Annotated in this window: 17 protein-coding genes and 1 other annotated feature; of the genes, 6 read left to right on the forward strand and 11 right to left on the reverse strand. The window is 46.4% G+C overall.

Annotated elements, in window-relative coordinates; all coding sequences use genetic code 11:
• The first annotated feature begins 143 nt into the window (after nucleotides 1–143).
• On the forward strand, nucleotides 144–1,373 hold the full coding sequence (serA, locus tag LZU85_RS13300) for a phosphoglycerate dehydrogenase (protein WP_176298467.1): 1,230 nt from the start codon (nucleotides 144–146) through the stop codon (nucleotides 1,371–1,373).
• A gap of 58 nt (nucleotides 1,374–1,431) precedes the next feature.
• Here serA and LZU85_RS13305 read toward each other — a convergent pair whose 3' ends face one another.
• Both LZU85_RS13305 and LZU85_RS13310 read right to left on the reverse strand, forming a co-directional pair.
• Nucleotides 1,432–2,124 carry an oxidative stress defense protein gene (locus LZU85_RS13305; protein ID WP_237287252.1) on the reverse strand — a complete coding sequence of 231 codons (693 nt, stop codon included), beginning with the start codon at nucleotides 2,122–2,124 and terminating at the stop codon, nucleotides 1,432–1,434.
• A 110-nt stretch (nucleotides 2,125–2,234) separates the two neighbouring features.
• A complete protein-coding gene (locus tag LZU85_RS13310) occupies nucleotides 2,235–3,131 on the reverse strand; it encodes a LysR family transcriptional regulator ArgP (RefSeq protein ID WP_237287253.1) in 897 nt (298 codons plus the stop codon).
• 126 nt (nucleotides 3,132–3,257) lie between these two features.
• On the opposite strand from LZU85_RS13310, the gene LZU85_RS13315 reads away from it, so the two are divergent.
• Nucleotides 3,258–3,878, forward strand: a complete 621-nt coding sequence (locus LZU85_RS13315) for a LysE family transporter (protein ID WP_237287293.1) — start codon at nucleotides 3,258–3,260, stop codon at nucleotides 3,876–3,878.
• Between the two features lie 78 nt (nucleotides 3,879–3,956).
• Here the strand turns inward: LZU85_RS13315 and thrC are convergent, their stop codons facing one another.
• From thrC to thrA, 3 genes are read right to left on the reverse strand one after another with little or no spacing between them, the layout of a single operon-like run.
• Nucleotides 3,957–5,246, reverse strand: a complete 1,290-nt coding sequence (gene thrC, locus LZU85_RS13320; RefSeq protein ID WP_237287254.1) for a threonine synthase — start codon at nucleotides 5,244–5,246, stop codon at nucleotides 3,957–3,959.
• Nucleotides 5,243–6,199, reverse strand: a complete 957-nt coding sequence (thrB, locus tag LZU85_RS13325; RefSeq protein WP_237287295.1) for a homoserine kinase — start codon at nucleotides 6,197–6,199, stop codon at nucleotides 5,243–5,245. The genes thrC and thrB overlap by 4 nt, the downstream gene beginning before the upstream one ends.
• 18 nt (nucleotides 6,200–6,217) lie before the next feature.
• A complete protein-coding gene (thrA, locus tag LZU85_RS13330) occupies nucleotides 6,218–8,677 on the reverse strand; it encodes a bifunctional aspartate kinase/homoserine dehydrogenase I (RefSeq protein WP_176298462.1) in 2,460 nt (819 codons plus the stop codon).
• A gap of 30 nt (nucleotides 8,678–8,707) precedes the next feature.
• Nucleotides 8,708–8,829: a sequence feature (Thr leader region), on the reverse strand.
• 318 nt (nucleotides 8,830–9,147) lie between these two features.
• Here thrA and LZU85_RS13335 point away from each other — a divergent pair.
• Nucleotides 9,148–9,612 carry a ribonuclease regulator gene (locus tag LZU85_RS13335; protein ID WP_237287255.1) on the forward strand — a complete coding sequence of 155 codons (465 nt, stop codon included), beginning with the start codon at nucleotides 9,148–9,150 and terminating at the stop codon, nucleotides 9,610–9,612.
• Here the strand turns inward: LZU85_RS13335 and LZU85_RS13340 are convergent.
• Both LZU85_RS13340 and LZU85_RS13345 read right to left on the reverse strand, forming a co-directional pair.
• Nucleotides 9,609–10,091, reverse strand: a complete 483-nt coding sequence (locus LZU85_RS13340; RefSeq protein WP_176298460.1) for a putative 4-hydroxy-4-methyl-2-oxoglutarate aldolase — start codon at nucleotides 10,089–10,091, stop codon at nucleotides 9,609–9,611. The two genes, LZU85_RS13335 and LZU85_RS13340, sit on opposite strands and share 4 nt — an antisense overlap.
• A 48-nt stretch (nucleotides 10,092–10,139) precedes the next feature.
• Nucleotides 10,140–10,556 (reverse strand): DUF3293 domain-containing protein, encoded by a 417-nt coding sequence (locus tag LZU85_RS13345; protein ID WP_237287256.1) that lies wholly within the window; start codon nucleotides 10,554–10,556, stop codon nucleotides 10,140–10,142.
• Nucleotides 10,557–10,918: 362 nt separating this feature from the next.
• Here LZU85_RS13345 and arcA point away from each other — a divergent pair, with 362 nt between their 5' ends.
• Nucleotides 10,919–11,635 carry a two-component system response regulator ArcA gene (gene arcA, locus LZU85_RS13350; protein ID WP_176298458.1) on the forward strand — a complete coding sequence of 239 codons (717 nt, stop codon included), beginning with the start codon at nucleotides 10,919–10,921 and terminating at the stop codon, nucleotides 11,633–11,635.
• Nucleotides 11,636–11,704: 69 nt separating this feature from the next.
• On the opposite strand, the gene LZU85_RS13355 is transcribed toward arcA, so the two are convergent.
• The 4 genes from LZU85_RS13355 to mnmL form a co-directional block, all read right to left on the reverse strand.
• A complete protein-coding gene (locus LZU85_RS13355) occupies nucleotides 11,705–12,154 on the reverse strand; it encodes a hypothetical protein (protein ID WP_237287257.1) in 450 nt (149 codons plus the stop codon).
• Nucleotides 12,155–12,158: 4 nt separating this feature from the next.
• Nucleotides 12,159–14,507: an aerobic respiration two-component sensor histidine kinase ArcB gene (gene arcB, locus LZU85_RS13360; protein WP_176298456.1), complete on the reverse strand. Its 2,349-nt coding sequence runs from the start codon at nucleotides 14,505–14,507 to the stop codon at nucleotides 12,159–12,161.
• 134 nt (nucleotides 14,508–14,641) lie between these two features.
• On the reverse strand, nucleotides 14,642–16,438 hold the full coding sequence (locus LZU85_RS13365; RefSeq protein WP_176298455.1) for a diguanylate cyclase domain-containing protein: 1,797 nt from the start codon (nucleotides 16,436–16,438) through the stop codon (nucleotides 14,642–14,644).
• Nucleotides 16,439–16,479: 41 nt separating this feature from the next.
• Nucleotides 16,480–17,436, reverse strand: a complete 957-nt coding sequence (gene mnmL, locus LZU85_RS13370; RefSeq protein WP_237287258.1) for a tRNA modification radical SAM protein MnmL/YtqA — start codon at nucleotides 17,434–17,436, stop codon at nucleotides 16,480–16,482.
• Nucleotides 17,437–17,985: 549 nt separating this feature from the next.
• On the opposite strand from mnmL, the gene gltB reads away from it, so the two are divergent.
• The gene (gltB, locus tag LZU85_RS13375; protein WP_176298453.1) at nucleotides 17,986–22,524 is read left to right on the forward strand and encodes a glutamate synthase large subunit; all 4,539 of its coding nucleotides are present in this window, start codon (nucleotides 17,986–17,988) and stop codon (nucleotides 22,522–22,524) included.
• Nucleotides 22,524–23,993: a glutamate synthase subunit beta gene (locus LZU85_RS13380; protein ID WP_176298452.1), complete on the forward strand. Its 1,470-nt coding sequence runs from the start codon at nucleotides 22,524–22,526 to the stop codon at nucleotides 23,991–23,993. The genes gltB and LZU85_RS13380 overlap by 1 nt, the downstream gene beginning before the upstream one ends.
• Nucleotides 23,994–24,116 lie beyond the last annotated feature (123 nt).

Below are 24,116 nucleotides of genomic sequence, written 5' to 3' on the forward strand. Positions count from 1 at the left end.
CAAAAATTTTTTGTTACTTTATTGAGCAGAAGACGCACAAGGAAACGTTTGTCCTCCGCCAAAACTGTTAATTTCACTGCTCTTAACGATTTTGTTTAACGTGCGCCAAATTAGCCCACCTTTCCATTTTAAGGACGAAAACAATGGCCAAAGTTTCACTGGAAAAAGAGAAAATAAAAATCTTACTTCTTGAAGGCCTCCACCCTTCTTCGGTAGAAGTGCTACAAGCGGCAGGTTACACCAATATCGAGTACCACAAGGGTTCCTTGTCGGATGCGGATCTTCTAGAAGCGGTTAAAGATGCGCACTTCATCGGTATTCGCTCTCGCACCAACTTAACCGAAGAAGTCATTAACGCAGCGCAAAAACTGGTTGCGATTGGTTGCTTCTGTATTGGCACCAACCAAGTGGATCTGAATGCGGCGGCAAAACGTGGTATTCCCGTGTTTAATGCCCCATTCTCTAACACGCGTAGCGTAGCGGAATTAGTGTTGGGGCAAATCCTTCTGTTACTTCGTGGTATTCCAGAAAAAAATGCCTTGGCACACCGTGGTATTTGGAAAAAGAGTGCCGACAATTCTTACGAAGCTCGTGGTAAGCGTCTTGGTATTATTGGTTACGGCCATATCGGTACTCAGCTCGGTATTATTGCTGAAAACTTGGGTATGCGTGTCTACTTCTACGACATTGAAAACAAACTGTCATTAGGCAACGCAACGCAAGTGCACACAATGAGTGAGCTACTCAACAAATGTGACGTAATTTCTTTACACGTACCTGAGACTCCAGACACAAAAAACATGATGAGCGCAGAAGAGTTTGCGCGCATGAAGCCAGGATCTATCTTCATTAACGCGGCACGTGGCACAGTTGTGGATATCGAAGCGCTTTGCCATTCACTCGAATCAGGTCATATTGCTGGTGCAGCAATCGATGTGTTCCCGGTAGAACCTGCAACCAACGCAGATCCTTTCGAGTCGCCATTGCAAAAATTCGACAACGTGATTCTTACTCCACACGTTGGAGGGTCAACTCAAGAAGCACAAGAGAACATTGGTGTTGAAGTCGCAGGCAAATTAGCGAAGTATTCAGACAACGGCTCAACGCTGTCTAGCGTTAACTTCCCTGAAGTGTCACTGCCAGAACATCGCAGCTGTTCACGCTTGCTGCACATTCACCAAAACCGCCCGGGCATTCTGACGCAAATCAACACCATTTTTGCTGAAGAAGGGATCAACATTGCTGGTCAGTACCTACAAACATCCGCTGATATTGGTTACGTGGTGATTGACGTCGAAACTGAGCGTTCTGAAGAAGCATTAGTGAAATTGAAAGGCATCGAAGGCACCATCCGCTCTCGTATCCTTCACTAAATCACACAGACAATAAAGGGCAGGTTATCCTGCCCTTTGCTATGGACTCACATTTTTTCTAATCGAGTTTGTAGGTCACATCCACCTGATCACGAATGATTAAGCTCGAATCTTGATAGCTGTTGCTTTCCGATTTAGCGTCCATCATCATCGTTCGCATCAACACAGGCTGAACATTCGGCTGGTTGTAGTTGATCTGCCAAACCTCGCCCAGCGATTTACCAAATCCTTGCGCTAGGAAACTGGCCTTCTGCTGCGCATCTTTTATCGCTTCTAGACGCGCTTGTTGCTGATATTCCGCTTCATTACTAACCAGCAATTGAATATTGTCGACCTGATTGATCCCTGAATTTAAAGCAAGATCGAGATAAGCATTAAGGTTCGCCAAATTCGCTACTTTGACAGTCACGCTGCGTGAGGCACGATAACCCACTAAATCAGGCTTCTCGTTTTTCGGGTAATGGTACTGTGGCGCTAAATAAAGATTAGAGCTGGTAATACTTTGCTTCTCGACGCCCGCTTTTGCCAGCGCGGCCAAAAACGTATCGACGGTTGCATCTACCGACTGCTTGGCAGATTCCGCCGTCATGGTTGAATCAACCACTTGCACGCTAAATACGGCCATATCAGGCTTAGCCACGACCTCACCATAGCCAGTCGTTGAAAGATGGGCAAAGTCTGGCGCTTGAGCTAATGCGTAACCCGACACTAAACTAGCTGAAAGCAATAAACTCGTACGAAAACACTTCATGCAATAGACCTTTCTCTAGAGAAACTGTTTTGATAATAGAAGGTTTGCAGAATTAACCAATATCTTGTGGCCATTTCTTACACAACTTTGACTCTGTCATAAAAAGGTAACTACTGCGGTAAGTTGGCCTGCGCGTAGCTCACAATCGCTTGAGAAATTTCTTTCAATACACCAGTCTCAAGTTGCCAATGATGCCAATAAATTCGATATGAAAGTAAAAAGCCTGGCGTAATATCCATCAACACTCCCGATGCAAGTTCTTTCTCAATTTGTAATTTAGGGATTAAACAGTAAGCGATACCAGAAAGCGCCAAACGAACAAACGCTTCTGAGCTTCCGACATTATGATTGATGATGGAATCGCGAGAAATGTTGAAATGGTCGTGCAGAAATCGATTGTGTAGATCATCATATTGATCGTACGACACCGCCGGTGCTTTACGCAGTGATTGATAATTCACGCCTTGTGAGAAGTAACGTTGATAAAACTCCGGACTTGCCACACAGACGTAATCCATACGGCCAAGATAATCAGCCTTACAACCAGCAATTGGCTGATCTTCTAAACTGATCGCACCTGCTACTTCACCACTTTTTAGCTTGTCGATTGAACGTGATTCCCCATAAATAGTCAGATTCAGTTCGACCTGCCTTTGCGTCATGACTTCCTTTAGTGCGGGTAACAACCAAGTCGCCAAACTATCGGCATTGGTTGCCAAAGCAAGTTGAATAGGACGCGTCACATCATCGTTCATCAGTTCAGGAATCAACTCATGCTCGAGGATGCGTACACGCCGATATAAACCCAACAGTTTTTTCCCGACAGGCGTTGGTTTAGGGGGTTGCTCACGAATAAGTACAGGCTGTGCCAAAAACTTTTCTAGCTGTTTTATCCGTTGTGAGACTGCGGACTGTGAAATATAGAGGTCTTCTGCTGCTCGCTCAAAACCACCTTGAGCCACCACCGAATCTAAAGCCTCTACCCATTTGTAATCCAAGCCACGCATCGTTTTCGCCCTATCCACCAAATTAGTTATGCTTATATAGTATTAAAATCATTAATTATACTTATGAACATCAAAACGATACCTTGCTCACATTCTCCCCACCATCTATTTTTGCTGAGGTATCCCGTGAATTTCTGGGTATTGCTACAAGGTTTTGGCTTAGGCGCCACGATGATCATTCCCATCGGAGCACAAAATGCGTTCGTTTTAAATCAAGGAATTAAACGTCACCACCATTTAACAACCGCCGCGATCTGTAGCGTTTTAGATATGATTTTTATTTCATTGGGGATTTTCGGTGGTGGTGCCATTCTCTCACAAAATGAAATGCTGCTTACCGCTGTCACACTGGGTGGCATTGCATTTCTGACCGTATACGGACTAATGTCATTAAAAAGCGCCTTCAAGCCCGCAGAACAAGCAGAAAAAAATCATGAAGTGGTTGCCCGTGGACGCAGAACCGTCATTTTGGGTGCTTTAGCTGTTACAGTATTAAATCCACACCTGTATTTGGATACGGTGGTAATTTTGGGATCCATTGGTGGGCAATTCGAAGGGAACGATCGCATTGCCTTCGCCATAGGGACAACGCTCGCTTCTTTTACCTGGTTCTACGCTCTCTCTATCGGTGCGGCAAAACTTGGACCAACATTGTCAAAACCAAAAGTGAAAAAGGGGATAGACATTGCGGTGGCTGCGATGATGTTTACCATCGCCATTCTACTGACTCGCTCTCTCAGCCTTTGATACTCAAAAATCGGTAAAAGGCTCGCTCGATAAAAAAGCTACAGCGTGTGCTGTAGCTTTTCTTTCAGATAACAACCATTAAGCTACTGCTTGGACGCGACGAAGCACCACTTTTAATGCGTCAAAATCGGCATCTAGCTCTTCCGAAAGCAGCTCCATCACGGCATGTTTTGCTAGTGGTGCTGGCAAATCGATGTCACTGCCAAGAATGTCATCGACCACTTCCTTAAACTTCGCCGGATGTGCGGTACAGAGGAACAAGCCAGTTTCACCTTCTTGCAGTTGCTCCTCCAACACTCGATAAGCAATAGCACCATGTGGTTCACACAGGTAACCAAGTGAATAGAGATCTTTCACCGATTGCGCACTTTGCTCATCAGACACAGCACCTTTGCCCAGTGTTTCCAAGCCCCACTCTTTCACACGGCACAGCTCTTCGATGCGCGGCCAGTTATTAGGCTGACTCACGTCCATGGCATTTGAGGTCGTCGCGACAGTCGGTTTTGGATCCCACTTCCCCGTTTCTAGGTAACGAGGCACGGTATCATTGGCGTTCGTTGCAGCAATAAAGCGCTTAATCGGTAAACCCAGGGCTTTAGCAAGCAAACCCGCAGTAAGGTTACCAAAGTTACCGCTTGGGACCGACACCACCAGATTCTCGCGCTCTTGCTTACTCATCTGAGCAGCTGCTTCAAAATAGTAGCAGATTTGCGCCATCAAACGGCTAATGTTGATTGAGTTTGCGGAGTTGAGACCAATCTCTTCACGCAGTTCTGCATCATCAAACGCTTGCTTCACCAGCGCCTGACACGCATCAAAGTCACCATTGATCGCTACCGTGTGAATATTTTTGCCTAATGTGCAGAACAGCTTTTCTTGCAATGGGCTGATTTTGCCTTTCGGATAAAGAATGACCACATTGATGTCTTCCATACCGTAAAAAGCGTGTGCAACCGCGGCTCCTGTATCACCCGATGTCGCCGTTAGAATAGTGATTTTCCCACCATCAGAAACCGCAGCCAACGACTGAGCCATAAAACGGCCACCGAAGTCTTTGAAGGCAAGTGTCGGTCCATGGAACAGTTCAAGCGCGTAGACACCCTCTTTCACTTGTTTAATCGGTGCTGGGAATTGGAATGCCGCATCCACCATTGAGTTAACTTTGTCTTCTGCTAGCTCATCACCAATCAACGCGGAAAGAATCGCAGTGCTGCGCGAGATAAAATCTTGCGCAAGCAATGCATCGATATCGTCAAATTTCGGTAATTCTGCTGGGAAAAATAGCCCCTGATTACGGCCTAACCCTTGGCGCACGGCTTGGCCAAAGGAAACTTGTTCGTCATTTTCTTTTATGTTGTAAAGCTTCATAGCTCACTTCCTGTCACAATTGAGCCCTTTTTGTCTAAACGACAAATGTGGACGAATCCTTCTTCATTTTGTACGTAATTTTGTTCTAACCAGCGTGCTACACGTTGTGCAACATCTTGGTCTTTGCAAATACTAAACAGTGTCGGCCCACTGCCAGAAATGCCCGTTGCCAATGCGCCCGCAGAAGCGGCATATTTACGCGCATCGGCAAAACCGGGAAGCAGTTTCTCACGATAAGGCTCTGCGATCACGTCTTTGATCATCTTCGCGGCAAGCTCAGGCTGCTCTGAGTGACAAGCGTGAATAAAGCCGGCCAAATGGCGGCCATGTGCGATCACATCTTGACGTCGGTATTGAGAAGGTAAAATCGCACGCGCTTCTGCCGTCGACACCTTAATGCCAGGGTAGGCCATCACCCAATACCAATCATCGAAGCACGGAACTTCTTGGCTAATAATGCCGAGCTCTTCGAGCATCAATTGCAAACCACCTAAATAGCAGGGTGCCACGTTGTCATAGTGCACTCCACCGGAGATTTGACCTTCCATTTCGCCCATCAGTGCGAGCAATTCCATTTCATCCAGTGGGTTGGCATGGAACTGATTGAGGGCATCTAACGCGGCAACAATAGAACAAGCACTAGAGCCAAGCCCAGATCCAATCGGCATGTTCTTTTCTAATGTCATTTCAAGCGGCTTGAGCTCAACCCCTTTTTTATCGAGTTCGCGAGCGAATACTCGCCAGCAATCATAAACAATGTTTTCTTTCGGATCGCTTGGCAGCTTTGCGACAAAACTACCCGCCGTCTTTAACGAAAACGGCTCATTCCCCGCTTTCACCATGACTCGATCGCCAAGCAAAGTGCCATCAATGGGCGACACTGCCGCCCCTAATACATCAAAACCAACACTGACATTACCAATAGAAGCGGGAGCGTACACTACAACCGCCATATCGCTTGAACTCATCGATTAAACCCCTAATTTCCAGCCTAAAGTACGCATCACATCTGAGAACACGCCTGCCGCAGTCACTTGAGTACCGGCACCGTAACCTCTCAATACTAACGGAATCGGCTGATAGTAACGGCTGTAAAATGCTAACGCATTTTCACCATCTTTAATTTTGAACATCGGATCATTTTCATCTACCGCAGCGATCGAGACTTTGCACTTACCATCGATGATTTCACCGACATAACGCAGTACCTTGCCTTCTTCGGCCGCTTGCGCAGAAAGTTGCTTGAAGTACGCATCGGCTTCCGGTAGTCGAGCCATAAATTCATCGACACTGCCTGAATCATCAAAACTTGGGGGCAAGGCTTGATCCACTTCGACATCTTCCAGCTCTAATGCCATGCCCGCTTCACGCGCCAAGATCAACAGTTTACGCGCCACATCCATTCCGGACAGATCATCACGAGGATCCGGCTCTGTAAACCCATTTTGTTTGGCGATATTTGTCGCTTCACTCAAGGTCATTCCCTCATCTAATTTACCAAAGATGAAAGAAAGTGAACCAGAGAGAATGCCGCTGAATCGCTCCAACTCGTCTCCGGCAGAAATCAGGTTTTGCAAGTTCTCGATCACAGGCAAGCCTGCACCAACCGTGGTCTCATACATCAACTTACGACGAGAGCTACGCGCGACTTCACGCAATTGATGGTAGTAAGCCATGCTGGCTGTGTTGGCTTTTTTGTTTGGTGTAACGACGTGGAAACCTGCCGATAGGAACTCTGTATACTGATTGGCAATGACGTCACTGGACGTACAATCCACCAACACGGGGTTGATGATGTGATTACGCTGAACTGTCGCAATCAAACTCGCTAGACTAAACGCTTCAGATGCATTGGCCATACGATCACGCCAATGTTCAAGCGGTAGACCATTGCTGTCGAGCAGTAAACCTTTGCTGTTGGCTAACCCACACACACGAATCACAATGCCTTTGTCTGCCAACTTAGCTTGTTGACGGTGAATCTGATCCACCAGCTCACCACCAACGCCACCGACGCCAACTACGAACACATCAAGATAGTGTTTTGAGTTAAACAAGTTCTCGTGACACGCTTTGATCGCTTGCGAGATTTTATCTTCTGGAATCACCGCAGAGATAGCACGCTCTGAAGAGCCCTGTGCGATCGCAATGACGTTCACACTGACTTCCGCCAGTGACGCGAAGAACTGTGATGCAACGCCTTTAGAGGTACGCATGCCGTCACCCACCAACGTAATGATGGAAACGTTAGTTAAGAATTCTACCGGTTCAAGTAGGCCATCTTTGAGTTCTAGTTCAAAAGCATCTGAGAGCGCCTGTTCAGCTAAAGGTCTGTCGGCTGCTTCAATACAGAAGCTGATGCTGTACTCAGAAGAAGACTGAGTAATCAAAACAATCGATACACCCGAAGCAGACATCGCACCAAATACACGGCTAGCCATGCCCACCATGCCTTTCATACCTGGACCAGAAACGTTAACCATGGTGAGATTGTTTAGCGTGGTAATACCTTTTATCGCCAACTTATCTTCACCAGTGTCCTGACCAATTAAGGTACCAGCCCCTTGAGGGTTGAAACTGTTTTTAATCAAGCATGGGATGTGAAACTGTGCAATGGGTGCAATGGTTTTTGGATGTAAGACCGATGCACCAAAATAAGAGAGCTCCATCGCTTCTTGATAACTCAGAGACTTCAGCAGTCGTGCATCTTCAACCAAACGCGGATCACAGTTGTACACCCCATCCACATCCGTCCAGATCTCACAACAATCGGCGCGCAAACACGCAGCCAACACCGCGGCAGAATAATCCGAACCATTGCGGCCTAGCGTCACTAGCTCTCCTTTTTTATTCCCAGCGGTAAAACCAGGCATAATATGGACATGACCTGCAGGAAGCGGGCGATTACGGAAATTTTGCGTTGAGACATCAACATCCACCATACCTTCAAGATGATCACCATGGGCTAGCAAATACTCAACAGGATCAATCAGATTGACCAAGTGCCCTTTCGCTTCCAACACCGCTTTCATCAATTGAATAGAAACTCGTTCACCTTTACTGATGATGCGAGCATTGACGTTGTCAGGGCACATGCCAAGCAGACCAATGCCATGGACAAATTGGCGCAACTGCGAAAGCGAGTCTGTCACTTGTTTTAAATACGCCTCGCCATTAAGGCTCGGGAGTTGCACCTTGATATCGTTGAACAACTGGAGAAAAGCCTCATTGAGCTCTTCTACCTGTCTTTCTGCTTCGCCATTCTTAAGCGCGGATTCAATCACCGCGACCAGTTTATTGGTTGTTTTCCCTGGCGCCGACAACACTACAGAAACCTCTTCCTGTTTTGCATTATTGGCAACGATATCTGCCGCTCTTAAAAAGCGATCTGCATCGGCTAACGATGAGCCACCAAACTTTAATACTCGCATCCCTTCCTCCCGGACTATTTTTAACCTGTATAAAAAAAGGCCTGCATCTTGTTGGATACAGGCCTTTTTTTGAAATTTGTTTTTCGCTCAGCAGCCCGCCCCAACATATGTGATGTCGGTAATAATAATGGTTGTGGTCATTACTAGTTGGCTGTTAAGGGTCATAAATGTTGTCTGTTTGCTGTTGTCTGTTTGCTTGTATCTACGTTTACCGTAGTTCTAAGCAGTTCGTCAACAAAAAGTTACGTTTTTTTTATCGCGAGGGTTATGCATATGCGCACATTTTAGGATCGTGTTCTCATTTTCAGGATCTTAAATCTCAGCATTTTGATCTTCTCAGCAAAATGGCTGTAGAAAACTCGCTAACCTAGATCTTCGACGGAAAAATTTTTCCCAACATGGGAGGAATTTTGTGCTTAACTTGAGAGTACAATAAAAAAATCCTCATAATAATCACAAGGAGTAGTGGTATGAAAACATGGCCTATCTTGCTGCTTTTCTTTGTGTTTTTTCAGGCATCTGCCAATAATCTGCCAGCACTCAATCCAACAAAAAGTTCGCCACACAAACTCTTCCTCACCAGTGAAAGCCAAGCAGAAGATAGCTTTGATGTTTGGAATATCGATGGTGGCTACGCCTATCAGTTGTTTGACTCGTTTGATCTCTATGTGGGAGCTCGTGTCAATAATTCTCAAAACACCAGTCAAAATGGCTTTCTAAGCGGGATCAGTTATCAAGTGACCGATAGAGTGATGGTAAAAAGTACCATTCGTTCATTTAAAAATACGCTGGAAAACAAGTCCGATCAAAATAGCAATTTTGCGGCGGAAGTCACCAGCCGAGTGAAAATCAATGAACAAATAGATCTACATGCCACTCTCGATTTCCAAGAGTGGCAACAGGGTATAGAGTTTGGTCTTGGCTTTCGTTTTTAAACTGGAAGCGCTTCTTTAGATATCAAAACGCCATTCCAATCCGCGTAAATATAGTCTCTGGGTTGAACCATCTGATTATGCATGGTTAACGTCACATTGACCTCGCCAGAGCCGCGCTTTTCTGTCTTGAACGGCGAGGTACCTAATGCTTGAATACCCAGTTCCATTTGCGACATTTGAGCCACGTCTCGGATTGCACCAAAAACAATAACCCCTTCCCAATCATTTTCAATAGCAAGAATCGCCAGTTGATCGCCGAGCAACGCTTTTTGACAAGAGCCATGTCCATCAACAACAAGTACTTTGCCTTTGCCATTTTCACTCAGAACATCTCGCACTTTGGAATTGTCGTGATAGCAACGAACAGTAACAATCTCACCACAAAACGCGGTTTTCTGCCCATAGTTCTGTAATGGCAGATTGAGTAATGTCACCTTACTCTCGTACTTATCACAGATATCTGGGGTTATGTCCTTCATAGATCCTCCTTGAGAAAAACTGTGCTACACCTCATGGGTAGCCTCAAATCAAAAACCACCTTTAACTCGCAGATCAAACGATCCAATTGACTCTTTCCTTTGATCACTCAAACAAGACACTAAAAAAAGCTCCCCTCGTTCAACAAAATAAATCGCATTTTGTTCAAACTCTCTTGCTAAGTTTAGTGCGTTGTTCAAATTTGTCTCGACTGCGAAACTTTCTTCACTCCAAGAGCAGGCTTGATCTGCAACTATTACAGAACAGAAATGAAGCCCATCTATTCTAGCTTTCATGCGTTGATTATTTATGCAATTTTCTGCTTTTGACCTCAACACACTCGCTGGATTACAAGCAGTTATTATGGCGAAAGATTCAACCTCCCATTTATCACTAAAATGGAAAAAAGAGGCTGAATAAGCATGCCATAATGCCGCATCTACAGTTGGTTCACCATTATTTATCATAAGATTTCATTGATTAATATTTGTTACATTTCATCAATTGATATAAATCAACAAAGTGAATGGAATTAACATTTGAGCATTGTTAGCATGCTGTTAACATTATAGAATCCGCTCAAAAGCCTTGGGATGTTTACCTTTCAACATTGAACTAGTCATCTTGAAAGGTAAACAGCCCAGTAGAATAATCCAGTAGCAGTTGGATGCTGTATACATTTGGCGAGAACCCACGGAAGGCAGATAACTGAAAGATGTGTTTTTTTGATCACTTTGTTTTATTATCAAAAAATCATTACCTGTATGTTATGTTTTTGCCTAGAATTTATTCTATTCGTACAATTTTGTCACAAATTTAGGTACCGCCAATGCAAACCCCGCAGATTCTTATCGTTGAAGATGAGCAAGTAACTCGTAACACTCTTAAGAGTATTTTTGAAGCAGAGGGATATGCTGTATTTGAAGCCAGCAATGGTGATGAAATGCATCACATGCTGTCCGATAATAGTATTAATCTAGTGATCATGGATATCAACCTGCCTGGTAAGAACGGGCTTCTTTTGGCTCGTGAATTACGTGAACAAGCAGATGTAGCCCTGATGTTCCTCACGGGTCGCGACAACGAAGTCGACAAAATTCTTGGTTTGGAAATTGGTGCTGATGACTACATCACTAAGCCATTCAATCCACGTGAGTTGACTATTCGCGCACGTAATCTTCTAAGCCGCTCAATGAGCAGCAGTGGCATTCCTGAAGAAAAGCGTTCTGTAGAGAAATACGAATTTAATGGTTGGGTACTGGATATTAATAGCCGCTCACTCATCAGCCCATCAGGCGACGGTTATAAACTACCACGATCTGAGTTTCGTGCCCTTCTGCACTTCTGCGAGAATCCAGGCAAAATTCAAACTCGTGCTGATCTGCTGAAGAAAATGACCGGTCGCGAACTTAAGCCACACGATCGTACCGTTGACGTGACCATTCGTCGTATTCGCAAGCACTTTGAATCTGTCTCTGGCACGCCAGAAATCATCGCGACCATTCACGGTGAAGGTTACCGTTTCTGTGGTGATTTAGACGCGTAAGTCGTCTAAAAGAAAAGGTTGGCAATTAGCCAACCTTTTTTTCCGCTGTTAGGTGTTCGTTTGTAAAGATTAATAAATCTTGTCAATGGCAACATCTCTCTCTACCAACCATTGTCGCTTTCCTGCATATTCAAGCTCGACCAATAGATCGACGTGTTTATCCGTATCAAAATTTACCTGCCACACAAAAGCAATTTCCCACTTATTTTCACTGTGTGTTCTTAGCTCCAACACCTCACCATCAATTTTCCACTCCCGATCGCCCTGCTTAATCGTCAACTCAGTCACGATCAAACTGGCTGGCAGATCATTTTCAGACGAGAGGTAAAGTGCTCCATGCAAGTTATCTTGCTGTGACTCACCCAAGGTTGGCATTTGATTGATCCACAGGTTGCTTGCCAGTTGTATACGCGTGTCTGCAATGGTGATTTGATTATCCTGCTGCCAATTAGCAGGCGGCTCAGTAGCACATCCAGCTAACAAGATTAACGGTAGTAGTGCGATTAATCGTTTTTTCATGTCCTCACCTCTGCTCTAACCAACTCTTCAGTACTTGAATATCATTGTGATACTCATTCTTGATTTCCTCTACCCAATCAGCAATGTTTTCCCACCAAGCAGGCAGATCTGGCGACTGAGCTTTTTGTGCAACACTTTGAATTCGCTTCAATCCTATCGAACCTGCAGCCCCTTTTATTTTATGGGCCTCAGAAACAATGCTTGGTTGATCTTTTGCCATCATATTAGAGTCAAGAATTTCTATGTATGCAGGCATCATCTCTTCAAACATGCGGATGCTGTCCAACACAGGTTTCGCGCCGACAATATCAACATACGACTCCAACATCACCAGGTCTAAGATTTGATTTTCCAACACACCTGCGGCGGATAAACTCTCCACAGTTACCTGTGTTTCTGACTCTGACATCGTTTTTTCGCCCACAAGTATCAATTTTTCAATGACATCTTGAATGGCGTGCACCGAAAGTGGTTTGCTAATCGCCTCGTCCATACCATTATCAAAGTATTCACGCTTGTCTTTCAATACGTTAGCGGTTAGTGCGACTAAAGGGGGCAACTTTTTGTAGTGCTTACGGTAGTAAGCTGCGACATCAAAACCCGTCATATCGGGAAGTTGAATGTCCAGTAGTACTAAATCGTAACGACTAGGGTCAAAAGAGCGAATTGCTTCGTCTCCCGTCATGGCAACCGTCACTTTGTGGCCAAGGCTTTCGAGCAAAGAACGGGCAACAGTGACATTCAGTGCAATATCTTCCACCATGAAAATGCTCAAATTTACTTGCGCTTTTGGCGTGTCGTTTTGCGAAGGCGCAGACTCTATCACAGGAACGTGAATGGAGATCGTGAAAGTGCTACCAAAACCTTCTTCACTACTTACGGTAATGTCACCATCCATCATGTTGATCAACTGCCTTGAAACCGCCAAACCAATCCCGGTTCCAACGGCATGAAGGTTGTCTTTACCGGATTTGACTTGGTAATACATGGCAAAAATCTTATCCAGTTCTGCTTCCGGAATCCCGATTCCGGTGTCCTCCACTTCAATAATGATGGTGGCAAAATCGTCTTCAACTTCTGCACTGACCGTCATCACTACGCCACCTTCTTTGGTAAACTTCATCGCATTGCTGATTAAGTTCCAAATCACTTGGCGTAAACGCGTACCGTCGACTTCAATTGCTTTTGGCAGTTCACTCAGACGCTCCAAGTCAAATCGCAATCCTTTCTGCTCCGCCATCAACGCTGAAATACTTTCAATTTCTGCGACAAAATCTTCGAAGTTAAGCGGCGCGGGCAATAGCTCGAGTTTGCGACGATCAAACTTGTCCATATCTATGATGTCATTGAAAATGTTACCTAAGGTGATCGCGCTGACATTGATGGTTTGCATGTACTTGCGCTGCTCATCGGTCAAACGCGTATCAAGCAACATACGGCTTAAACCAACAATGCCGTTAAGTGGTGTTCTCAGCTCGTGACTGATGGTTGAAATGAAAGTGGTTTTATCTCGGCTAGCTTTTTCGAGCGACTCTTCATGGCGTTTACGCTCCGTAATATCACGACCGAAACCCACCAACCCTAGATGACGACCATCTTTGCTATAAAATGGCACTTTTCGCAGCTCAAAGTAGTGTTTTCTTCCATCTGGATATTCCAGCCACTGCTCATAAGTTAACGCTCGATTATTAACAAACACCTGCTGATCGGTATCGACTATTTGCTGAGCAACTTCTTTACTGTAAACATCCCAAGGGCTTAAGCCGACCAATTGATGCTCTTTCTTGCCGGTCAACTCTTCCATTGCTCGGTTACAACCAGAAAACACCCCCTCGGCGTTACGGTAGTAAATCAAATCCGGAGAGGCATCAATAAACGAGCGCAATAACGCTGTACGCTCCGCCAGTTCCACTTGGGTCCTTTCCCGTTGAAACACCTCATTTTCCAAATCCTTCATCGCTTCTTCGCGGGCTTCTTCCGCACGAATACGCTCTTCAATTTCTTGATTTAACTGTTCGATGTTCTGCTGGAGCTGAAAATGTAACTCTTGGTCTCGAGATCTCATATCTTTGAGTTTGGATACTAACTTCGAAAGTCGCTGGCGAGATTCTTCCAATTGATCCACCACCACCGATAAGAAATACACTGCCCAAGGAGTGATCAATAGGCCAAAAAACACCGAGCGGACAATATCGATATCATCAACATTGCCTTGCAGAACAAGGGTGATACCAACTTGAACCACAACAGCCAAAGCGACCAGTGCTAAAGCGAGTAACATCGAAAAACGAACAATACCCAGCTTAACCAGCAAATCCACATAGTACTGGGCAAGATTTTTCATCGGTTTCATGTAATGCTCCAAAGGATGATAGGGTGGCCTGAGATGAGCTGAAATGAGGTAGGTTCAGGCGATAGACTTAGTGTAGCCTGTTTAGGCGGTAGGGGTAACCCGTTGAAATCACAACAAGCACAATAGTGAGGAGATCAATCGGGCTGTGATGTGATCTCAGTAGCGTAACGGCTTGACAAGTCACTCACTCGTAAAGATATCGGATGGACGCAAGTTCTATTTCGCCCGTCCGATTTGGCTTGATACAACGCACTGTCCGCTAGTGCAACGCCCATTTCAGGTAAATCTTCAGAAGAAGGAATGTAAGAAACAAGACCAATGCTAATGGTGACACATTCTGCAATTTTGGATCCGGTATGTGCAATCGCAATTTCTGCAATAAAAGTATGAATCTTTTCAGCGACTTTCAATGCGCCTTCCGAGGTGGTATTGGGAAGAAGAAAAGCGAACTCTTCGCCACCATAGCGAGCAACACAGTCAGATGAGCGACTGACCACTTTACTGAAGACTTGGGCCACTTTGAGCAAGGTTTCATCACCCGCTTGATGACCATATTTATCATTGAACTCTTTGAAGAAGTCGATATCGCACAGCATGATCGCTAACGGTAACTTTTCTCTTGCGTGGTGATACCACAAAGTGCTGAGTTGTTCGTCAAAACGACGGCGGTTAGACACCTGCGTTAAGCTGTCCATAAAGCTCAGTTTTTCCAGCTCTAGGTTGGCGGCTTCCAATTTCTGCTCGGCAAGATAACGCTCCGAAATATCACGCGCCATGATCAACACACCATTGGTGTTTGAGACTGGGTCGCGAAATGGAGATTTCACCACATCATACCAAGCGTACTCACCATTGCTGTCTAGCACTTTATCGATATATCGCAACGACCTCCCCTCATGCAAGACTTCACTATCACTGTTGGAAAAACGCTGATACATCTCTTGAGGCACAACATCTTGCAATCTCTTACCAATCAAGTCGGTGACCTCTGCAATACCGAGAGAACGAACGAAAGGCTTATTGCATGCCTGATACACTAAGTTTTCGTTGAAAATACCTATCGGATCAGGACTGGCTTCTAGAATGTTTTGTAAAATGGTATCCCGCTGAGCCAAGGCCACCTCAGTGTCTTTACGCCGCTCCATTTCATCACGTAATTTTTGCTGCATAGCATGCCAATCAGTCACATCATGGCTGATACTCAGTGTGCCGATGGTTTGCCCCGTCTTTGACATCAGTAAACTTTGGTTCACTTCCAGTAAACAACTGCGTCCGTGAGGATCCGTTGTCCAACGACGTTCGCTTTGCCGTCCTTTCATTAAGTGGCTTTCTGGTACGATGGCTTCATCACGGCGCCCTTGCCAAAACTGCTCAAACGCTCGATTGGTTGCCACCGTTCGACCATCGCTGTCTTTTAAACAAATAAGCTCGCTGAGTGAGTCTAGAGCGGCTTTCGCGACAGAGTAAGCATCAAGGCCAACCATATTTCTTGGTCGATGGGGAGCCAAATGCAATTGAAGCAACCACGAAGGATGACCACGGTAACGGATTTTTCGGCCACTCACTTCCAATTCTAAATGGTCGTGTTCCGAAGCCTGCCAAAGGAGTGCGACATGGCTAAACTGCCTGCCCGATAGAGATTGCAAAGCATGCGCTAAACTTCTGCCTGCAAATGCAGCAGGAAAGAGATAGGTACGATGAAGACGGCGAACGCCAAGTTGCTGAATGGCAGCTGAGTTTGCGAGTAAAATATCTTGACCATTAATGTCTACCACTATTACGGGGGACATCACATCCAAAATCAAACTATCAAGCTCTCGTTGATAGCGAAGATGCAGTAGCCGAACCACAACATATCCGAACACCGCCATTAAAATAATCGCGCCGTAATGCTCTGCGAGGTGTGCTATCCATGCAAACTGCTTGTCCATTCTCACTCTTAGATGAATTGTTTGTGCGGCGACTATACCAACTATTGAGGGTGAATTCCGCTTTTTAATTGCGGTTTAGTATAGACAAAAGAATGGCCAAGCGCACTGCCCTGTCCGCCATGCTGAGCAAGGTATTGACCGATTTCAGTCATGGCTAACCAGCGATTTTCACACCATAAAGGCGATAGCAATGTCGGACGACGAGCGGCTGAAGAGACTCGGTGAAAAATCACCTCTGGCGGTGTTCGGCGAATCATTTCGCAGGCAATCTCGACATATTGCTCCAATTTTGGTGCATCCAACTTACCCGCCCGCCAAGCTTTGGCCATGGTACTGCCTTCGACAATATGCAAACCGTGCAACTTGATGCCATCCGTACCAACCTCAATCACTTTTTCCAAGGTGGTAAAGTTATCGTCTTGAGACTCTTTTGGTAACCCAACGATCAAATGCGTACATACTTTGATACCCAACGCACGGGCTCGCTGGGTGATCTCTGCGTAGCACTCAAAATCGTGTCCACGATTGATCCGCTTTAAGGTGTCATTGCTGGCCGTTTGCAGCCCCAACTCCAACCAAATTTCATAACCTTGCTGCACGTAATCCGAGAGCAAGTCTAACACCGCATCTGGCACACAATCTGGGCGAGTCCCGACACAAAGACCGACAATATCCGCGGCTTTCAACGCCTCTTCATACATGTTTTTCAGCACCTGCACTTCCGCATAGGTACTGGTGTAAGCTTGAAAATAGGCTAAGTACTTCTTCGCGCGATGCACTTCTCCCGCTCGCTCAGTCAATTGCTCTCGAATACTTTTGATTTGAGCTTGCTCATCAGCGAACGATGCCACATTACAGAAAGTACAACCACCACGGCCGATCGTGCCATCACGATTTGGACAGCTAAACCCTCCATGAAGCGTCAATTTATGCACTTTTTCTCCATATCGGCGCTGAAGATCCTGACCAATCGTATTCACTAGCTCATGTAATTGCATTGAAAACCACCAATTGTAAACCGCAATCAATCTCACTACGGTTTATGTAAATTAATTACATACCTGCAAGAAAAAACACAAAATTTTAGTGAATTCAAACGAAGCTTTTCATGGCAAAAATCAATAAACATGCACAAATCAAAGTAAAACAAGCCAATGTTGCATACTTGTTAAACAAAAGGTGCATTTTTAAACAAGAATTTTGCCTAACCATGGTTACTTTTCGTTGCATTCCTTAGTCACAAAATTGTAGGATACTTACACATAACCGTCATTTTTGTGAGCTTTATTACAAAATCAAATGCGGAATATGTCTGCGATAAGCCACTCCAACCTATATAAATCACTAAAAAGTGATCAATAAAACAGGCTTATCACCAAGGATTGTTTTTCCCACAAAATTTTTCCTGTGGGATACGGAAAGGACTCAAAATCAACCCCCTCTGGTTGATTGCGATTCAAAACTATAAAGGACAAGGTGCTCAACCCGAGAATGCGATCTCATCGTATTGGTGTTGCTGCGCCTTCTAGAACTGGAAGGAAGTATCTATGGTAGATAGAGAGCAAAGTTCGCAAGGGCTTTATACTCCTGAGCTAGAGCATGATGCCTGTGGTATCGGTTTTGTCGCTCATCTCAAAAACCGCAAATCCCATCAGGTTGTGACCCAAGCTCTAGATATGCTAGCTCGCATGGAACACCGTGGTGGTCAAGGCTGCGATCCATGCAGTGGCGACGGTGCGGGTATTTTGCTGCAAAAGCCTCACGAATTTTTGTTAGAAGAAGCGGTCAAGCTTGGTATCAAGCTACCTTCTTTTGAGAAATACGGTGTCGGTGTCGTTTTGTTCCCGAAAGATGAATACAAACGCGAACAATGCCGTGACATCCTAGAACGCAATGCGAAACGCCTTGATTTGGATATCATTGGCTATCGTGTTCTGCCAACCGACAATTCGATGATTGGCGCCGATCCGCTAAGCACAGAGCCTCAATTTGAGCATGTGTTTATTTCTGGCGGCCCAGGTACCTCACCGGAAGAACTTGAGCGCAAGCTGTATGTGCTGCGTAACTACACCGTACGCGTTTGCCTTGAGAGCGTTTCGAATATCGGGGATGACTTCTACATCAACTCGATGTCTTACAAAACCTTGGTCTATAAAGGTCAGCTAACCACTGAGCAAGTGCCTCAGTATTTCCAAGACCTACAAAACCCGACCATGGTCACCGCACTGGCTCTTGTGCACTCTCGTTTCTCTACCAATACTTTCCCGAAATGGCGCTTGGCTCAGCCTTTCCGTTACATTGCGCACAACGGTGAAATCAACACGGTTCGCGGCAACCTTAACTGGATGAAAGCACGCGAAGCGATCTTAGAATCTAAGCTCTTCACACAAGCAGAGATCGACATGCTATTGCCGATCTGTCAGGAAGGTGCTTCTGACTCTGCCAACTTTGACATGGTGTTGGAACTGCTGGTGCTTTCAGGCCGCAGTCTGCCGCACGCGCTGATGATGATGATTCCTGAAGCGTGGCAAGAAAACAAAACCATGGATCCAAAACGCCGTGCCTTCTATCAATACCATGCCAACATCATGGAACCGTGGGATGGCCCTGCGTCTGTCTGCTTTACCGATGGTGTACAAGTCGGTGCAACACTAGACCGTAACGGTCTGCGCCCGTCACGATATACCGTGACAAAAGACAACATGCTAATCATGGCATCCGAATCTGGCGTCGTGGAAATCCCACCAGAAAACGTTGAATACCGTGGCCGTTTGCAGCCAGGACGTATCTTCGTCGCCGATCTCGAACAAGGCCGCATCATTTCCGATGAAGAAGTGAAAGATTCGATTGCCAACGCTCAGCCGTATGAGCAGTGGGTAACGGACAATCTGCTCAGCCTAAAATCGCTGCCAGATGCCGATAACGTACACAGCCAACCTTCTCCAGAGCGTCTACTGCATCGCCAGCAAGCGTTTGGCATCAGCGCAGAAGAAGTGAATGAGATCATTCTGCCGTTGGCACAAACCGGCTATGAACCACTTGGCTCGATGGGTGCGGACTGGCCAGTCGCGATTTTGTCACACCAATCGCAACATCTTTCAAACTACTTCAAGCAGCTGTTTGCTCAGGTGACTAACCCGCCGATCGACCCGATCCGTGAACGTATGGTGATGTCACTCAATACCTACATCGGTAAAGATCAGAACCTGCTGGCAGAATCGCCAGTTCATTGCCGCAAAGTAGAACTTGAGTCTCCAGTGATCTCAAACGCTGAGCTCGAAAAACTGCGTGCTATCGACAACGAACACTTGCAAGCAAAAACGTTAGATATCGTATTCCAAGCCAACGAAGACGCTGGCAAACTGGAACGCGCACTCAAACGTATTTGTCAGTACGCGGAAGATGCCGTGATCGACGGTTACTCCATCATTCTATTGACTGACCGTGCCGTAAACTCTAACCACGCAGCGATTCCAGCGATGTTAGCAGTGGGTGCGGTTCACCATCACCTGATTCGTAAAGGGCTACGCGCCAAATGTGGCATCGTAGTGGAAACGGGTGATGCGCGTGAAACACACCATTTCGCCACGCTCGTAGGCTATGGCGCCAATGCAGTGAACCCTTATCTGGTCATTGAAACGATCGTTGATCTACAACGTCGTAAAAAGCTGGATGCCAACGTGTCGGTTGAAGAGTACTTCAACAACTACCGTAAAGGGGTCAACGGCGGCCTATTAAAGATCTTCTCGAAAATGGGGATTTCGACGCTGCAGTCCTACCACGGTGCGCAAATTTTTGAAGCCCTTGGTATCAGCAAAGCGGTGGTCGACAAATACTTCACCGGTACCGTTACACGTATTCAAGGTTTGACCTTAGATGACATCGCTAAAGAAGTCTTAGTGCGTCATCGCGTAGGCTACCCAACTCGTGAAATCCCAATTCAAATGCTCGATGTGGGTGGTGTTTATCAGTGGAAACAACGTGGTGAAAAACACCTGTTTAACCCTGAAACCATTCACCTGCTGCAACACTCTACTCGTAACAAAGACTACGCAGAGTTCAAGAAGTACGCAGCGGAAGTGGATCGCCAAGGTGACAACGCCGTTACCCTACGTAGCCAACTTGATTTCGTGAAAAATCCAGCGGGTTCAATCCCAATCGATGAAGTGGAACCCGTAGAGAGCATCGTCAAACGTTTCGCCACTGGCGCAATGTCATTTGGCTCTATCTCTTACGAGGCACACTCGACTCTAGCAGTCGCGATGAACCGTCTCGGTGCGAAATCAAACTCCGGTGAAGGCGGTGAAGATCCAATTCGCTTCTCTCCGAATGAGAATGGCGATTCAGAGCGCTCTGCGATCAAACAGGTTGCTTCAGGCCGTTTTGGTGTGACCTCTTACTACCTCACCAACTCTGACGAAATTCAGATCAAGATGGCACAAGGGGCAAAACCGGGCGAAGGTGGTCAGCTACCGGGCGACAAAGTCGACGATTGGATTGGTGCAACACGTCACTCCACTCCTGGGGTTGGTTTGATTTCGCCACCGCCACACCATGACATCTACTCGATCGAAGATTTGGCTCAGTTGATCTACGACTTGAAAAACGCCAACCGTAAAGGCCGTGTCAACGTTAAGCTGGTTTCGGAAGCTGGCGTGGGGACAATTGCTTCTGGCGTGGCGAAAGCGAAAGCGGACGTAGTACTGATTGCCGGTCACGATGGCGGTACTGGTGCTTCACCAATTTCGTCGATTCGTCACACCGGTCTACCTTGGGAACTCGGTCTTGCAGAAACACACCAAACGCTGCTGAAGAACGGCTTACGTAACCGTATCGTAGTTCAAGCCGATGGCCAGATGAAAACCCCTCGAGACATCGCAATCGCAACGCTATTGGGTGCTGAGGAATGGGGTGTCGCGACCGCTGCCCTCGTGGTTGAAGGCTGTATCATGATGCGTAAGTGTCATAAAAACACTTGCCCTGTTGGTATTGCAACTCAGAACAAAACGCTACGTGAGCGCTTTGATGGCCGCGTAGAAGACGTGGTGACCTTCTTCCTCTACATGGCACAAGGCGTGCGTGAAATCATGGCGGAACTTGGCTTCCGTACTGTGGATGAGATGGTGGGTCAGGCGCAAAAACTCAAAGTACGCGACAACGTTTCTCATTGGAAATACAAGAATTTGGATCTTTCTCCAGTTCTCTTCCTAGAGCAGCCTCGCGAGCAAGATGGTATTTACTGTCAAACCAAACAAAACCACCAGCTAGAAGCGGTACTTGATCGTCAATTGATTCAAGTGGCGACACCAGCACTGGAAGACGGTTTGGCGGTAACCGCGGAATTCCCAATCATCAACACCGATCGCTCTGTGGGTACCATGCTGTCGAACGAAATTTCGAAAGTGTACAAAGACCAAGGTTTACCACAACCAATGAACGTCAAGTTCAAAGGTTCTGCTGGCCAATCCTTTGGTGCTTTCCTCGCGAAAGGCGTGAAGTTTGAAGTGGAAGGCGATGCGAACGACTACTGGGGCAAAGGTCTCTCTGGCGGTACGCTGGTGCTCTACCCAGACAGCAACTCAACATTGGTGCCAGAAGACAACATCGTCGTGGGTAACGTTTGTTTCTACGGTGCAACATCCGGTGAATCTTACATTCGTGGCCTAGCTGGCGAGCGCTTCTGTGTTCGTAACTCCGGAGCCAAAGTAGTCGTTGAAGGCGTGGGTGACCACGGCTGTGAATACATGACCGGTGGTGTAGCAATTATCCTCGGTTCAACAGGTCGCAACTTTGCCGCCGGTATGAGTGGCGGCGTGGCCTACGTTTGGGACAAATCAGGTGACTTCCAGTCGAAACTGAACCCTGAACTGGTTGACCTCGATCCAATCGAACAAGAAGACAAAGATCTACTGCTGGATATGTTGAACAAACATGTTCAGTTCACAGGAAGTGAAGTAGCTCAAGCTTTCCTTGCTAATTTTGAAACCAGCTTGAAATCCTTGGTGAAAGTCATGCCACGTGATTACAAAGCGGTACTACAAAAACGCAAGGCAGAAGCAGAGCAACGTGAAGCGGAGGCAGTGTAATGGGTAAGCCGACTGGATTTTTAGAGTTTGGACGCGAGCTTCCACAGAAGCTTGCACCAGCAGAGCGAATCAAAAACAACAAAGAGTTCGTACTCAACGCGGAGTTTGGTAAGAAAATCAATACCCAAGCGTCTCGCTGTATGGACTGTGGCGTGCCGTTTTGTCACAACGGCTGCCCAATTGGCAACATCATTCCGGAATTCAACGATGCGGTTTATCGCGACAGTTGGGAAGAAGCGTGGAACATTCTAAGTTCAACCAACAACTTCCCAGAGTTCACCGGACGAGTTTGCCCTGCGCCATGTGAAAGTGCTTGTGTCTTGGGCATCAACCAAGACCCAATCACCATCTGTAACATTGAGAAAACCATTGTGGAAACGGCGTATCGTGAAGGGTACGCCAAACCCAAAACTCCACGTTCGCGCACAGGTAAGAAAGTGGCGATCATCGGTTCCGGTCCGGCAGGATTGGCGGCAGCTGAGCAGCTCAATAGTGCAGGCCATTCGGTGACGGTTTTCGAGCGCGATGAGAAAGTCGGTGGTCTACTGCGTTTCGGTATCCCAGATTTCAAACTGGGCATGGACGTCATTGACCGTAAGATCAATCTCATGGCAGAAGCTGGAGTTGAGTTTAAAGTCAATCAACATGTTGGTGTGGATGTGAACGCACAGCAAATTCGCCAAGAATACGATGTTGTACTGCTTACTGGCGGCTCGACCGTACCACGCGATCTTCCTGTCCCTGGCCGCGAGCTGAAAGGCGTTTACTTTGCGATGCAGTTCCTCGCACAAAACAACCGTCGTGCAAACAATATGGACCTCAAAGGTGAAGAAATTCACGCTGCGGGGAAACATGTTGTCGTGATCGGTGGTGGTGATACTGGTTCAGACTGTGTGGGCACTTCTAACCGTCATGGTGCTGCGAGTGTAACTCAAGTAGAAATCATGCCTGTGCCCCCAGAAAAGCGCCCTGCTAATATGCCTTGGCCGCAATACCCAATGATTCTTCGCACCTCAACTTCGCATGAAGAAGGGGTTGATCGCCATTGGAATATTCTGACCAAAGAATTCATCGGCAACGACAAAGGTGAAGTCACAGGTCTGCGTCTAGCGGATATTGTTTGGCAAGATGCACAACCAGGCGAACGCCCAAGCTTCAAAGAAGTCGAAGGTAGCGAGCGCGTGATTCCATGTGATATGGCTTTCTTGGCGATGGGTTTCCTTCACCCAGAACCACATGGTGTACTTGCGCAGTTGAATGTCGCGCTGGATGAGCGCGGTAACGTGGCAACTCAAGATTTCCAGACCAATCAACAAGGCGTATTTGCCGCAGGTGATATGCGTACTGGTCAATCTTTGGTGGTGCGCTGCATCAACGAAGGCCGTGAATGTGCACGTGCTATCGACCAATACCTAATGGGCAATACCAATCTGGAAGCAAAAGCCGATTCACTCATGCTTTCGGCTTAGTTGCCAATATCTCACTCGGACAGGTCTCCCATCTGTTCGAGTGAGAAAAGATAATCCAATCCTTCCAAACTTTTTCTTTTGACCAGCATTTTATGCTGGTCTTTTTTTTACTAAACACCCTCA

It is taken from the genome of Vibrio floridensis (assembly GCF_021852965.1).
GTDB lineage: Bacteria > Pseudomonadota > Gammaproteobacteria > Enterobacterales > Vibrionaceae > Vibrio > Vibrio floridensis.